Source organism: Candidatus Merdisoma sp. JLR.KK006, assembly GCF_036941035.1.
In the GTDB taxonomy this organism is placed as follows: domain Bacteria; phylum Bacillota; class Clostridia; order Lachnospirales; family Lachnospiraceae; genus Laedolimicola.
Window position 1 is genome coordinate 55,930 of record NZ_JAYMNS010000012.1, and the last position, 14,492, is coordinate 70,421.

The 14,492-nt window shown below is 45.5% G+C and carries 12 protein-coding genes and 1 pseudogene; 9 read left to right on the top strand and 4 right to left on the bottom strand.

Features of this window, described 5'->3' with window-relative positions; all coding sequences use genetic code 11:
• Positions 1 to 70 precede the first annotated feature (70 nt).
• Both VSQ61_RS11240 and VSQ61_RS11245 read right to left on the bottom strand, forming a co-directional pair.
• Positions 71 to 1,093, bottom strand: a complete 1,023-nt coding sequence (locus VSQ61_RS11240; RefSeq protein ID WP_334344522.1) for a carbohydrate kinase family protein — start codon at positions 1,091 to 1,093, stop codon at positions 71 to 73.
• Between the two features lie 127 nt (positions 1,094 to 1,220).
• A complete protein-coding gene (locus tag VSQ61_RS11245) occupies positions 1,221 to 2,657 on the bottom strand; it encodes an alanine/glycine:cation symporter family protein (protein WP_334344523.1) in 1,437 nt (478 codons plus the stop codon).
• Positions 2,658 to 3,230: 573 nt separating this feature from the next.
• Between VSQ61_RS11245 and VSQ61_RS11250 the strand changes: the two genes are divergently transcribed.
• Together VSQ61_RS11250 and VSQ61_RS11255 are read left to right on the top strand one after the other, a co-directional pair.
• A complete protein-coding gene (locus VSQ61_RS11250; protein ID WP_334344524.1) occupies positions 3,231 to 4,955 on the top strand; it encodes a SpaH/EbpB family LPXTG-anchored major pilin in 1,725 nt (574 codons plus the stop codon).
• Positions 4,956 to 5,097: 142 nt separating this feature from the next.
• Positions 5,098 to 6,393: a 4Fe-4S dicluster domain-containing protein gene (locus tag VSQ61_RS11255; protein WP_334344525.1), complete on the top strand. Its 1,296-nt coding sequence runs from the start codon at positions 5,098 to 5,100 to the stop codon at positions 6,391 to 6,393.
• A gap of 159 nt (positions 6,394 to 6,552) precedes the next feature.
• Here the strand turns inward: VSQ61_RS11255 and VSQ61_RS11260 are convergent, their stop codons facing one another.
• Together VSQ61_RS11260 and VSQ61_RS11265 are read right to left on the bottom strand one after the other, a co-directional pair.
• On the bottom strand, positions 6,553 to 6,720 hold the full coding sequence (locus VSQ61_RS11260) for a hypothetical protein (RefSeq protein ID WP_334344526.1): 168 nt from the start codon (positions 6,718 to 6,720) through the stop codon (positions 6,553 to 6,555).
• A 316-nt stretch (positions 6,721 to 7,036) separates the two neighbouring features.
• The gene (locus VSQ61_RS11265) at positions 7,037 to 7,840 is read right to left on the bottom strand and encodes a transposase (protein ID WP_334344527.1); all 804 of its coding nucleotides are present in this window, start codon (positions 7,838 to 7,840) and stop codon (positions 7,037 to 7,039) included.
• Between VSQ61_RS11265 and VSQ61_RS11270 the strand changes: the two genes are divergently transcribed.
• The 7 genes and pseudogenes from VSQ61_RS11270 to VSQ61_RS11300 all read left to right on the top strand — a co-directional run bounded on the left by VSQ61_RS11270 (position 7,830) and on the right by VSQ61_RS11300 (position 14,480).
• The gene (locus VSQ61_RS11270; RefSeq protein ID WP_334344528.1) at positions 7,830 to 8,171 is read left to right on the top strand and encodes a hypothetical protein; all 342 of its coding nucleotides are present in this window, start codon (positions 7,830 to 7,832) and stop codon (positions 8,169 to 8,171) included. The genes VSQ61_RS11265 and VSQ61_RS11270 overlap by 11 nt on opposite strands.
• Positions 8,172 to 8,641: 470 nt before the next feature.
• Positions 8,642 to 8,845, top strand: coding sequence for a 50S ribosomal protein L31 (rpmE, locus tag VSQ61_RS11275; protein WP_160566645.1), 204 nt, complete (start codon positions 8,642 to 8,644; stop codon positions 8,843 to 8,845).
• 98 nt (positions 8,846 to 8,943) lie between these two features.
• Positions 8,944 to 9,861: pseudogene (locus VSQ61_RS11280) on the top strand (DUF1385 domain-containing protein); the annotation flags it as partial.
• 284 nt (positions 9,862 to 10,145) lie between these two features.
• On the top strand, positions 10,146 to 11,003 hold the full coding sequence (prmC, locus tag VSQ61_RS11285) for a peptide chain release factor N(5)-glutamine methyltransferase (protein ID WP_334344529.1): 858 nt from the start codon (positions 10,146 to 10,148) through the stop codon (positions 11,001 to 11,003).
• A gap of 1 nt (position 11,004) precedes the next feature.
• A complete protein-coding gene (prfA, locus tag VSQ61_RS11290; RefSeq protein WP_334344530.1) occupies positions 11,005 to 12,078 on the top strand; it encodes a peptide chain release factor 1 in 1,074 nt (357 codons plus the stop codon).
• 32 nt (positions 12,079 to 12,110) lie between these two features.
• Complete coding sequence (locus tag VSQ61_RS11295) at positions 12,111 to 13,100, top strand: acyltransferase family protein (RefSeq protein WP_334344531.1); 990 nt, start codon at positions 12,111 to 12,113, stop codon at positions 13,098 to 13,100.
• 141 nt (positions 13,101 to 13,241) lie between these two features.
• Positions 13,242 to 14,480 carry an MBOAT family O-acyltransferase gene (locus tag VSQ61_RS11300; RefSeq protein ID WP_334344532.1) on the top strand — a complete coding sequence of 413 codons (1,239 nt, stop codon included), beginning with the start codon at positions 13,242 to 13,244 and terminating at the stop codon, positions 14,478 to 14,480.
• Positions 14,481 to 14,492 lie beyond the last annotated feature (12 nt).

The window sequence follows — 14,492 nt, forward strand, 5'->3', positions numbered from 1 at the left end:
AAAACATGGTCTCTGCCAATGCAGAACATATACGGGCGTATCCGATTGACAGACATATTCTTACCTTATTTCAAGTTTCAAAAGCATCAGCCGCTTTCCGGAAACGCTCCATAACCTGAGAAAGAGAACGCACACCCGTACAGGCTCCCAGGGATTCCACGGCCAGAGACGCGGTCATATTGGCAAAGCGGCCGCAGTCCGCCAGATCCATATGCTCCGAGAGCGCATAGAGAAATCCGGCGGCAAAATTATCGCCGGCTCCCGTGGTATCAATGCATCTTGTATGGGGATAAGCGGGAATCACAAGCCTCTGCTCTTTTGTCTTAATAAAACATCCGTCTTTCCCCATCTTAATCACCATACAGGACACGCCGCAGTCCAAAAAGGCATCGGCAATCTCATCGGGCTTGGAAAGGCCCGATACGGCCTTCGCCTCTTCATAGTTGGGAAATAAATAATCCAGATATTGAATGGCGTCCCGAATATCCGCAAGCCGTTCGCCGTTCTTGCAGCGGGTCATGTCGGCACATAGAATACAGCCCTGCTCCTTAGCGGACCGGAACAGAGAAGCCATAGCCGGAATGTCAAAACAGGGTGAGACGAAGATACTGGCAAAGCACAGAAGGGGAGCTTTTTTCAAAGCATCCGTATTAACATCCGAAAGCGCCAGTTTACGCAGGGACCCGTTCCGGTTGGTGATAAAGGAACGTTCGGCCTCCTGCTCCACCAAAACAACATTGATCCCGGTGTCCAGATCCGATTCGATCACCATATCCTCCGTAGAAACACCATTTTCCCGGAAATAATTCAGAAGAACCTGTCCGCTCAGATCCGCCCCGAGCTTGGTAATAAGATTCACACGCTTTCCCAGGCGCGCCAGAGTGACAGCTTCGTTGGCGGCGTCTCCGCCGGGGGTAAGGGTAACGTGGTCTGCCGGACAGGAGCGGCCGGCCAGATCCTTTTTGGAAACGGGCCGGGCCAGAACATCCAGAACGGCGGCGCCGATGATGGTAATGTCGTACATATGGGTTATCTCCTTTGTGTGGTTGAAATGAATGATTCGAATCTTCCCCGCTTTATCAAATACTGCCATAATATAAGAGAGCCTTGCGACTGCTATATTAGCAAAGCTGCAAATAACTATTAAAATTATAGCATTTGCTGATACGGCGGGCAATGCCAAAAACGGCTGCTGCTGTTTGCAGAATGAGCAACTATAACTACTTCCGCCGCAATGGTACAGGAGTAATATCCTTCTCATCCGGATGCTTCAGGTAATACCGCGTATCCCTGGCAATGGTTCCGGACAGCAGCAGGACAGCCAGCAGATTCGGAACCGCCATCAGAGCATTGAGGGTATCCGAAATGCTCCACACCAGCTCCAACTGCACAACCGGTGCAAACACAAGTACCAGTATCCAAAGAAAACGATAGGGGAACAAAGATATTTTCCCAAATAAATATTCCAGACATCTTTCTCCATAGTAAGACCAGCCCAGTATAGTAGCATAGGCAAAGGTGATAATGCCAAAGATAAGAATGGGCCTGCCGATATAAGGAATCTGGGAAAAGGCAGCAGTAGTCAGTTCCCCTCCGGAAAGAGTATCCCAGGAAATAGAGCCGCCCCTCAGAATGCTGCTTACCAGCACCAGCCCGGTGATCAGGCAGACCACAACCGTGTCCCAAAAGGTAGCGGTAGAAGCGATAAGAGCCTGGCGAACCGGATTCCGGGTACGGGCGGCCGCAGCAATAATAGGGGCCGACCCCATGCCGGCTTCATTGGTAAAGAGGCCCCTTGCAATGCCGTAACGGGCAGCCAGCATCATACCGGATCCGGCGAAACCTCCGGCTATGGTTCGGGAACTTCCAAAAGCGGAGGACAAAATCAGAGAGACACTTTCCCCTAAAAAGCTTCTGTTTAGAAAAAGGATCATAAAACAGCCGGTCAGATAAGAAAGGGCCATAAAGGGGACAAGCTTTTCACAAACCCTGGCAATGGAACGAACGCCGCCCAGAATAACCAGGCAGGTAATAAGCCCGGTTACAATACCCACAATCAGGCAGATGGAATCCGGACGTATCTCTAACAGCCGAACAAAAAAGGAAGAGGTTCCCTCTATGGCGGAGCGAACGGAGGAATCAATGATTACGGCAATTGCATTCACCTGAACTCCGCATCCGATGCCAAAGGAGGTCAGAACTCCAAAGCATGCAAAAAGGACCCCAAGCCACCGCATGTTAAGTCCCCGTTCCAGAGCGTACATGGCACCTCCTAACATGGTGCCGTCCTTGGTGCGAACCCGGTACTTTACGGCAATGAGGGATTCGGCATAGGTGGTGGCCATGCCAAAGACCCCGGTAAGCCAGCACCAGAAGACGGCCCCCGGACCGCCCAGAGCAATGGCGGTTCCCACACCTATGATATTGCCGGTTCCCAGGGTGGAGGCCAGAGAGGTTGAGAGGGCGGCAAAAGGACTGATATCACCATTGGAATCCGGATCCTTAGTAAAGGAAAGCCGAATAGCTAACGGTGTTTTCCGCTGAATAAATCCCGTTTTCCAGGTCATAAAAAGGTGAGTGCCAAAGAGAAGCACGATCATAGGCATGCCCCAGAGATATTGGTTGATGGTTTCAATAAATGCAGAGAACGTGGACATGAGGAATTCCTTTGAATTTGCGAGGGTTGTTAGATTATATGCAGAGGAGGATAGAAGAAATGAGTTGACTTATGAAGCCTAGTGTACTGACCTGATTATATTCAGCCAAACTTACTTGTCTATTTGCCCATCTGCTACGTTGAATTTTCTAGTCGTAGCCACCGCTACGCCGTCGAAAATTCGCCTTGCAGATGAACAAATATCCTGCGTAATTTTGCTAAATATAATCAGGTCAGTACACTAGTATAACAAATATTAAGTTATACCAGTACCAGTTTTATTATAAAGGATATGAAAGGATCTCTTTTATAAATATTGTAGAATTTTGTACAAAAACATTAAAAAAATCCATTTTATTCAAAAAAATTGGAAAGTACTTACAATTTAATAACATTTGTAGTATAATAAATGTCAGAGCAAGTGAAAATACATAATTTATAAGTCTGGGAGGTCACAAACTCTAAAGAATCAATTAATTTAGTTTCAAGCTGTGTGTTTCGAGTCAAGATTAAGGCCTATGTCTTTTCGTTTTATTTTGGCACATTGCAATACAGCGGAAAGGCAAGGTTACAAATGAAGAAACTTCGTACACTAATTGTTGGGTTGTTGGTGTTTGCACTTATGTGGAACAGCAGCTTTTTTGTGACGGCACAAAGTAAGAGCACGCTGGGGACATATACGATTACTTTAGACAGCGGCGTGCCGGGACAGACATACAACATTTATCCGGTCATTAAAGAGAATGGCGGCTATGTACGGCCGTTGGGAGAGTGGGCATCTGCAGGATGGGATTTGTCTGAAAATACGATTCCGTCAAATAATGCTTTAGGCGAGGGAATAAAGGGAATTTCTATTTATAACAATGGTGAGGAAATATTTCCTTTTGCCAACATAGACGTGGGAAATGCGGAAGAGACTGCCAAGATTTTGGATCAGAATGTAATGACGGACGACAGCCTGAAAGTTGATCCGCCAGATATTGGTTACGTGCTGTTAAGGCCGGATTTGGCCAAGGAGATGTATCAGGAATTAAGGCATGGAACTACGCAGAATAATCAGCCAGTTCTTCACAATCCGGATACAGTGACAACGGATGAAAATGGACAGGCCCGTTTTGGCAAGGGGCAAAATAAGTATTTTTTAATAACCACTGGACAGGCCGGGACGGAAGAAGAAGCGTTTGTGTGTATTTTCAGGCTTGTATATGGTGATGGTCATCAGGGTAATTCCGGAAATACACCGGGTGATGTGGTAATTGATGTGAAGCCTAAAAAAGAAACACCGGAGATTCATAAAACCATAGGCGAAAATCCGGATGAGCCGGTAAATGGGGCGGGATATGATGTGGGCAGCAGGGTTCCTTTTACCCTGAAAGGAACAGCACCTGATCTTGAGAAAGCAGACAGTTATCATTATGTGATGAACGATACTTTGAGCAGCGGGTTGGAATTTGACTCAAATAGTGTAAAAGTTTTTATTGACGGCAGTCTTTTAGACGAAAGGTTTTACAGCATTTCATCAGAGCAGAAAGATACCAGAACGGTGGTCAGATTTCAATTTGGAGGAGAGAATGGATTAAAAGATGTTCCTATTACTTCAAACAATCCCTCCATTGTCGTAACTTATGAAGCAATATTGAAAGAAAGTGCTTTCCGAACGGATAAGGAAAGCAACGAAGTATTTTTGGAATATGATAATGGAGGCGGAATAAAGACGACTCCCGGCGAAAAAGTAAATATATATGATTTTGGCATTGGTATAGATAAAGTTGCCATAGAAGAAAACGGAGATAAATTATCCGGAGCTCGATTTGCACTTGTGAAAGGAAGTGAGGATACGGGTTATCAGGCTTACTGTCGTACGCAAACGGGTGTAGAATGGAAAAGTGTTGTTCTTGCAGATGGGCAGAATTTGCGGGAAGCATTAAAGCAGATGCAGGATATAACCATAGGAACTACAGATGATAAAGGATATACTTCGTTTTCAGGTATAGCTGATGGCGAATACCTGTTGATTGAGATAGAGGCTCCGACGGGTTACGCTATATTGGCGGATCCGGTAAAGGTTACAGTTAAAGCCGTCTATGAGGAGGATGGAGAACTTAATCAGGAAGAGTCTACGGTAAAACTTACGGAACAGCGTTATGAGGCGACAACAAAAGTGGTTAACCGAAAAGGCGGTGCTCTTCCTGATACAGGTGGCATTGGCACGAGAATTTTTTATGTTGTCGGAGGTATTCTGGTAGTAGGAGCATCTGTTCTTCTGGTAGTAAAAAGACGCATGAACAGGGAAGACTGATATATTTAGGGGGTGTCGGGAAATAAGACAGCCCCCTTTTTTCTGAAACAAAGAGCATCTGGAATTTGAATATAAAAAAGAGTATAATAAAAAAAGCTCTTTAAGAAAATGAGTCAGAAAAGAGAAAGATGAGGATAAAATCATGGGACATCTAGCAAGCAGAGATGCCTACAAGAATCTGGAGGACCGGATCAACTGGTTTACCCAGGGTGCTCCGGTATCAAATACCCTGTATAAGATTCTGCAGGTACTCTATACGGAAAAAGAAGCCAAATGGGTATCGCTCCTGCCCGTCCGCCCCTTTACGGCGAAAAAAGCGGCCAGGATCTGGAATACCAGTGAGGCGAAAGCAGAAAAATTCCTGACCCATCTGTGTGAAAAAGCTTTACTGGTGGATTCCTGCCACAACGGAGTGCGTAAGTTTGTAATGCCCCCTCCTATGGCGGGATTTATCGAGTTTGCCCTTATGCGGACAAGAGGGGACATTGATCAAAAATATTTAAGCGAACTGTATTATCAATACATGAACGTGGAAGAAGACTTTGTAAAGGATCTGTTCTTCGTCACGGAAACCAGGCTGGGCCGTGTCTTCGTTCAGGAACCGGTGCTTACCAATGCCAACACATTGCACATTCTGGATCACGAGAGAGCCAGCCATATTGTAGAGGAAGCCGAATACATTGGCTTGGGAACCTGTTACTGCCGTCACAAAATGCTCCACGCAGGTCATCCCTGCGAGATAGACGCTCCTTTAGATGTCTGTCTTACCTTTGGAAACGTAGCCAGATCCCTGGCAGAGCACGGCGGTTATGCCAGACTCATTGACAAGTCAGAAGCCATGGATGCACTGGAGCGATCCTATGCCCATAATCTGGTGCAGATCGGAGAGAATGTCCGGGAGGATCCGGCATTTATCTGCAACTGCTGCGGCTGCTGCTGTGAAGCATTGCAGGCGGCCCGGAAGTTCAGCCCCATGCAGCCCGTGGCAACCACTAACTATATACCGGAGGTGGAAAAAGAAACCTGCGTAGGCTGCGGAAAATGTGCCAAAGCCTGCCCCATATTTGCCATTTCCATGGAAGAGGGAGAAAATGGGAAGAAAAAGGCGGTAGTCAACAAAGAAATCTGTTTGGGCTGCGGTGTCTGTGCCGGAAACTGCCCCACAAAGGCTATTGAAATGAAACGCAGGCCCATACAGGTGATCACTCCGGTGAACAGCACCCACCGCTTCGTATTACAAGCTATCGAAAAAGGCACCCTGCAAAATCTGATATTTGACAATCAGGCATTTGCCAACCACCGGGCGATGGCCGCTGTATTTGCGGCAATTCTAAAGATGCCGCCCTTAAAACAGGCATTGGCAAGCAAACAATTTAAGTCCATATATCTGGACAAGCTTCTGTCCATGCAGGAAAACCAAAAAAAGAAAAAAATGTAAGATTACCAATAACAAATTCCTCTATAGAGTATTGCAAAAAAGCAACAGGATATAGAAAAGTCTTCTGTCTTATTTCCCGACAACCCCAGCAATACTTCATATGGAGGAATTTGTTATGAAAAACTATAAATGAGCAAATTTAAAAATTGTGCAATTAATCTACGCCGCTAGAGCCAAAACTTCCTCAAAAAGGACATGCCTTGCCCCACACTGGAAGCCAAAACGGAGACGTTCTTCCTGGATATGGCGATAAATATAAGCATAGCCGTCCTCAAAGGACATGGTTTCACCGCATCCGGTGCAGGCAATCAAGTGAGTCAGCGACATCAGCAGCCAATACCTCCGGATTCCTTTCAACAAACGAATCTGGTATCTGTCAAATGCCGGTTTGTCCTTGCGCTGGCGGAAGAATACTTACACCGGCTACCGTTCTACATATGAATCAATGTCATTAAGTTAAACAAGGCTTGTCAGAGGAACCCTGCCATAAATCAGCCATATATTGTGATGATATGAGGATTCTGTTAGCTGTCAGAAGTTCTATAAGCTGATCTGCAGTATAATGGGAAGTTTTTTGGTATAGCAAACAGACAGATTGCATATCTGCCTCAAATAATGGTATACTGTTAGCGGCAGTTGCGCTTTATATGAAACGATAAGCGAAACTGGCTGGTGCTTGGAACCTTAGCTGGCGGGCATAGGTTCTCTCTGGCCTGATCGGCAGTATATAACGGCTGATCAGGTCATTTACGCTTCCGGGACCCACATGGTCTGAAAGGAATGCAAAGCATATTTTTATTGCCATAGACAAATTGACTTGATATTCCCATTTCTCCGTTCTCTTTTCTATGGGAACCTCCATGGTTATAATCGTGCAAAAATTATACAGGGTCATCCGGCTAAGAATCTCGAACTCGATGTATTCCGGAGACTTGGAATGAAAGTTTGCGGTTCCGATTGTATGCTTCAAATCACGGAAAGAAGTTTCCTGGCCCCACCGGAGATAGTAAAGTCGCTTTATCTCTTCCAATGAAAATTCATCCGAGGGGAGATTGGTAAGGATATTCTCAAAAACCCCTTCCGCTATCTGAAAACGAACCACACGCAGCCGCATGTGGTATTCCGGAGAGTTGTCCGAGATAAAGTCAAAGGGGACAGTTTTGCATATATAGCGGTACAGGGGGGCTGATTCCGGGTGCTGCATTTTCTTTCTGGCCCTGGACCGGGAAAGGATAACTTCTGTCCAGCCATCCATCCGGTCCGTCAGGCTGTCGGCTGCAAGGAGACGTTTTATGTTGATGTCTTTGGTGCGGATGGCAAAGAAACAGCCTTTTTCAATGGCATGTGCAAAGACGTTATAGCTGGAACCCCCCCCTGTCAGCCACGAAGATTGGGAAACCGCCATAAATATAGCGGTCAATGAGCTGGCAGATAGCGTGAAATTCATTTTTGAGTTTTCCCGGCTGGAGAACCACATCCAAAAACCTCTTGGAAAGCAGGTCATACAGAGAAATGGTATGGAGAGAATTGAAGCCTCTTTTAGACCTTCCGCTTGTAGGATGGAAGGTGGAAGGGTCCCCAGGGTTCCGGGCAATGTTAAATTCACAGCCGTCTACGGCAATGAGGGAATACTTGCCCCAAAGCCCTTTTGCCGGGAAACGAAGGTTAAACTGCGTGAGGACATGTCGGAAAGCTTCGGGAAGGAGCTTGGCCCGCTGTTGGATGAAGGAGGAAGCAGAGGGGATTTCATCGGGAAGGAAATAAAAATATTTCAATAGTTCGTGGTTGATGCAGCCGCTTTCCATAGAGAGAAAGAAACGGATGAGTTGAGCAAAGCCCAGCTTACGGTTACGGGTAAAGTCCTTTTTTGGTTTTTTAACGAAGCAGGCAGTGTTGCAGGCCATGTTGTCCACGATCGCCCGCACATTTTAGGCTCTGTGTCAACCACTTTTTGAGAAATTTATTGATAAATTTGAGTTAGACCATAGGATAAGATTTTTTCAATCAGCTTAACTTAATGACATTGGGTGTGAACAGTAACAAAAGAAATGAAAAATTGTTGAATTTATGAGAAAATGCTTGAAATCCCTCTGCTTTTATGCTACACTTTATAGGCTGTCTATACTGACAGGGAACTGTAGGGACTTGCAGGGATAGCCCAGGGAAACTTACTGTGGAAGCATCGGAGCAGTATTGACTGGGAATTGGAGAGACAGAAGTTCACAAATTAAAATGAGAGGTGAAAATCATGAAGGAAGGAATCCATCCAGCGTATTATCAGGCAACCGTAACCTGTAACTGCGGCAACACATTCGTAACAGGTTCCACAAAGAAGGACATCCATGTTGAAATTTGTTCCAAGTGCCATTCGTTCTACACAGGACAGCAGAAGGCTGCGGCAGCCCGTGGACGTATTGATAAGTTCAATCGTAAATATGGTATCAACAAATAAGAATGTGTAAGTCAGGGTTGAGGTTGGAAAATCTCACCCTGTTTTACTATGCGGCAAAGCGTATGGCGTCAGGACCGCTGGCGCTGTGGAGGAAGAACATGAAGAATGCATGCAAATCTTCGGGAATCGGGGGGCAGGCTGTATTGGAAGGCATCATGATGAAGAATCAGGAGGTTTATTCCATCGGTGTGCGCAGGCCGGACGGAGAGATTGAAGTAAATTTAAGTACCCATGAGGGGATTGGAAATAAAAAGTTGAAAAAGGTACCGCTTATCCGGGGCGTGATAAATTTTGTGGATTCTCTGGTACTGGGAATGAAGTGCCTTACTTTTTCTGCCAGCTTCTATGATGAGGAGGAGGCTCAGCCCTCTAAAGCAGATGAGGTAGTGCAGAAGATTTTTAAGGATAAAGCGGAAAAAGTTGTTATGGGCGTGACGGTGGCATTTTCTATCGTAATGGCAGTAGCTATTTTTATGGTGCTGCCCTATTATCTGGCCGATATTTTCCGCCGGTATATTGTGTCAGATACTGTGCTGGCGGTAGTGGAGGGAGCTATCCGGCTGCTCTTATTTATCACTTATGTGCTGTTGATTTCCTTGATGAGAGATATTCAGAGAGTATTCCAGTATCATGGAGCTGAGCATAAGTGCATCAATTGTATTGAGAAGGGATTGGAACTGAAGGTAGAAAATGTGCGGAAAAGCTCCAAGCATCACAAACGGTGCGGAACCAGCTTTATGCTGATTGTTATGGTGATTAGTATTATTTTCTTTATCTTTATCAGGGTAGAATCGCCGATTCTCCGAGTGGTATATCGTGTGGCGCTGGTTCCGGTGATTGCAGGTGTATCCTATGAATTCATCCGCCTGGCCGGTAATACAGATAACCTAATTATCCGCATACTGAGCCTTCCCGGTATGTGGCTGCAGTCTTTGACTACAAAGGAGCCGGATGATGATATGATTGAGGTTGCCATTGCAGCAGTGGAAGCAGTCTTTGATTGGAGAGCTTATCAGGGGAGAACAGAGGAGGAAGCAGCCATCGAGATATTGACGGAGCTTCCGGATGATGAATCTGCGCAGTCAGAGGAAGAACTGCCAAAGGAAAAAGAGCTTGATCCGGAAGAGGGAGTTTTGGAAGAAAGAGAATCTGACTTGGAGGAAGAATTTTCGGCAGAGAAAACATCGGAGCAGGAACAGGAAACCATTGAAAAGCAAGAAGCAGAGCCAGAGAAAGATTTGAAGCAGAAAAAAGAACTGCAAGAACTCCAGGATATTGAGGATATTCTGGAAGCGGAACAGTGACCCTTTTGGAAGCCTGTCAATATGGTGAAAAGCAGCTGGAAGCGGCAGGCGTACCAGAGGCCAAACTGAATGCATGGCTTCTTTTGGAGCATGTGAGCGGCTGTACCAGAAGCCATTATTATGCATATCCGAAGGAAATGCTGTCAGAGGAAGTGCAAAAGAATTATTTGGAAGTGCTTAAGCTTCGGGGCCGGCGGATTCCGCTGCAGTATATTACAGGTGTTCAGGAGTTTATGGGGCATTCCTTTCTGGTCAATGATCAGGTGTTGATTCCCCGCCAGGATACAGAGCTTTTAGTGGAAGAGGGGTTGAAGTATCTGAGACCTGGAATGCATTTTCTGGATCTGTGCACAGGATCGGGCTGCATTCTGTTAAGTCTGCTGCTTGGCTGTCCCGAGGCAATCGGAATTGGTTCTGATATTTCTTTGGAAGCCTTAAAGACAGCAGAGCAAAACCGAGAGCGTATGGATACCAAGACTGTACTGGTAGAGAGTGATTTGTTTGACAAAATAGAGGGGATATTCGATTTGATTATATCGAATCCTCCTTATATCCCAAGCCAGGAGATTTTGGGACTTATGGATGAGGTTCGGAATTATGAACCTGTGTGTGCATTAGACGGACATGAGGATGGTTTGTATTTTTACCGAAGAATTGCAAAGGAAAGTCCTTCTTATTTGAAGGCGGGAGGAAGGCTGTATCTGGAAATCGGATATGATCAGGGCGCTGGGGTTTCACAGCTTTTAAAAGAACAGGGCTTTTGTGACGTAGAGGTAAAGAAGGATCTGGCCGGCTTAGATCGGGTTGTGAAAGGGACTTATCCCGGATATTGCGGAATTGGAATGGAGGAATAACATGTTTGATAAGCTAGAAGATCTGCTGTTGCGGTTTGAGGATGTATTGAACGAGCTGAATGAGCCGTCGGTGGTCAATGATCAGGAACGTTTTCGAAGGCTGATGAAGGAACAGAATGATCTGCAGCCTATTGTAGATGCCTACAGAGAGTATAAGAAGTGTAAGCAGACCGTTGAGGAAAGCCTTCAGATGCTGGAAGAAGAAAATGATGAGGAAATGCGCGAGATGCTCAAAGAGGAATTAAATGATGCCAAGGAACGTATTTCCCAGCTGGAGCGTACGCTGAAAATTTTGCTTCTGCCAAAGGACCCCAATGATGATAAAAATGTAATTGTGGAGATTCGGGCCGGAGCAGGCGGCGATGAGGCTGCTCTGTTTGCTGCGGAGATTTATCGTATGTATGTTCATTATGCAGAGAGCCGCCGCTGGAAGGTAGAAGTGATGGAGGCAGATGAAATCGGCATAGGGGGCATGAAGAGCGTTACTTTCCAGATCAACGGACAGGGAGCCTATTCTGTTATGAAATATGAGTCCGGTGTCCATCGGGTACAGCGTGTTCCGGAGACAGAGTCCGGCGGAAGGATTCATACCTCTACGATTACTGTGGCAGTGATGCCGGAGGCAGAGGAAGTAGATGTTCAGATTGATGAGAAGGATATTCGGATTGATGTAATGCGTGCTTCCGGAAATGGAGGACAGTGCGTCAACACTACGGATTCTGCTGTGCGTCTGACCCATTATCCTTCTGGAATCGTCGTATACAGCCAGACAGAGAAATCTCAGCTTCAGAATAAAGCAAAGGCTTTTGCACTGTTGCGCACAAAGCTTTATGACATTGAATGTCAGAAAGCCCATGATGCGGAAGCAGAGGCCAGGAGAAGCCAGATCGGAACAGGGGACCGCTCGGAAAAGATTCGGACTTATAACTTTCCTCAGGGCAGGGTGACGGATCACAGAATTGGTTTGACCCTCTACAAATTGGATAAGATAATGAATGGGGATATTCAGGAGATCATAGATGCATGCATCGCAGCCGACCAGGCGGCGAAGCTGGCAAAAATGAATGAGGAATAGGTGGCGGAGGAATACTGCCACAGGAGGCTTACATGGCAGATGCACGCAGCCGGACTATAGATGCATTAAAGGGAATTGCTATTTTAATTGTGATGGCAGGGCATGTTTTGAGTTGGAATCACATGGAGGACGGATATATCTATGATGCCGTAAAGGTAATCCAGATGCCGCTGTTTATGCTGGTTAGCGGCTATGTGTGCGGAATTGGAAGACGGATAAAGAACTTGGCCGGATATGGAGCAGTTTTAAAAAAAAGGATGCTGGCATATCTGGTTCCCTTTTTTTTCTGGATTGTAGTTCAGCATCCGCTTCATCCCTTTACAAGCATTAAGGAGGTACTCTTCGCCCTGGATAAAGGGCTGTGGTTTTTGATGACGCTCTTTTTGCTTAATTTGATGACTTATACGTCACAGCTTGTGAGCGCTAAGGCTAAGGGCTTTGAGAAGCAGGTTTTTTGGCTTGTATATATGGGGTTTGGGGCCTCCGTAGTGCTGGAGACCTATTTGGGCTGGGAATTTTTAAGTCCCGGACTGACGAGACTATACTTTCCTTTTTATGTAATCGGATATGCAGCAGGAGAGTGCAAAGAGAAGATAGAGAGGATACCAACAGCTGTAAAGGGGGCGGTCTTTTGGATATCAGCAACTGGGTTAGTGCTGTTGGTAATTTTTTATGATTTATTAGATGTGGGAAGTCCGTTGCTGCTGGGAAGACAGCTTTTTGCATCTGTTTTGGGATGTTATGTGGTCACGTACCTGATTGCTTTATGTAAAGACGGAAAGGGAAAGCGCTTTTTGACCTGGCTTGGACACTATACTTTGGAAATTTATGTACTTCATTTCCATTTTGCTGCAATTTTAAACCAGGGTAAGAGCTATGAGTTGTATACGTGGAAGGGCTTATTCTTTGTTTTGGCTTCTTTTACAGTTATGAGTCTGATTACAGCAGGGATTATCATAGTGACAAAGCAAGTTCCTTTACTGGACCTTTTTCTATATGGGAAGATTCAGAAGAAAAAATAAGCTGATCAGCTTTTGGAGAGTAACATGGGAATTACATCGCTAACTTTTTTAAGCTTTTTCCTAATTGTATATGGAGTGTATGTGTTTATACCTTCGAAAATGAGAGCATGCTGGCTTCTCGCAGCCAGTTACGGGTTCTGCATGAGCTTTGGAACAAGGTATGCTCTCGTGCTTTTGATTTCTACGGCAGGAACCTGGCTGGCAGGGATTTTTATAGAAAGATGTCAGGGAAAAAGCTTAGGAAGGCTAATTGTAACAGGGGTTATCGCTCTTCACATTCTGCTTTTGTGCTTTTTTAAATTTGACAGCAGGAATCTGGTGCTTCCTGTGGGTATTTCCTTTTACACCTTTCAGGCAGTGGGATATTTAATAGATGTATATGAGGGAAGGGTACGGCCGGAGCATAATGTAATCTTTTTCGGTCTGTTTCAATCTTTCTTTCCTAAACTGGTTCAGGGGCCCATTGAGCGTTCAGACGGATTTTTAAAGCAGCTTCACAGTTTGGAGAATGTAACGCTTTTTGATTTGCAGCGCATTCGCAAGGGGCTGCAGCTTATCCTGTGGGGATTATTTGAAAAGCTGATGATAGCGGATCGGATTGCGATTCCGGTAAATGCGGTTTATAAGCAGTTTTGGGCTTTCGGCGGAGTAGAGATATTGCTGGCAACGCTTTTGTATGCATTTCAGATCTATTGTGATTTTGCCGGATATACAAATATGGCCTGTGGAATTGCACAGCTTTGCGGAATTGAACTGACGGAAAATTTTAAAAGGCCTTATTTGGCGATTTCTGTTCGGGACTTTTGGCGCAGATGGCATATTTCCCTAAGCAGCTGGCTTCGGGATTATGTCTACATTCCGCTGGGAGGGAACCGGAAAGGGAAGCTTAGAAAGCATATCAATATGATGCTTACTTTTCTTGTCAGCGGAATCTGGCATGGAACAGGCTTTCATTTTTTGGCCTGGGGCGGTATGCATGGAATGGCGCAGATTTTAGAGACAAAGCTTTCAAAGGCACCCAAACTACTTCGATGGTTTTTAACTTTTTGTTTTATAGATGCATCCTGGATGGTGTTTCGAGTTAATTCTCTGGGAGATTTAAGGGGGATGCTTTGGGTTGTAATTACGGATTTTCGGCTTCGGGATCCGGCCGGAATGGAGCTTGGAGGATTCGAATGGCTGCTTTTACTTCTGGGAATTCTGCTTATTATTGGGAAGGATATTTTGAACGAGAAAGGAATATCCCTTCGGGAGCAGCTAGGGAGGCAGAGCTGGCTGGTGCGTGCTCTGATTTACACGGCTCTGCTTTCAGGAATTGTGATTTTGGGTGTATATGGCGGTGCTTATGATACCAGCGGATTTTTGTATACACAATTTTGACAGGAGAGGAGG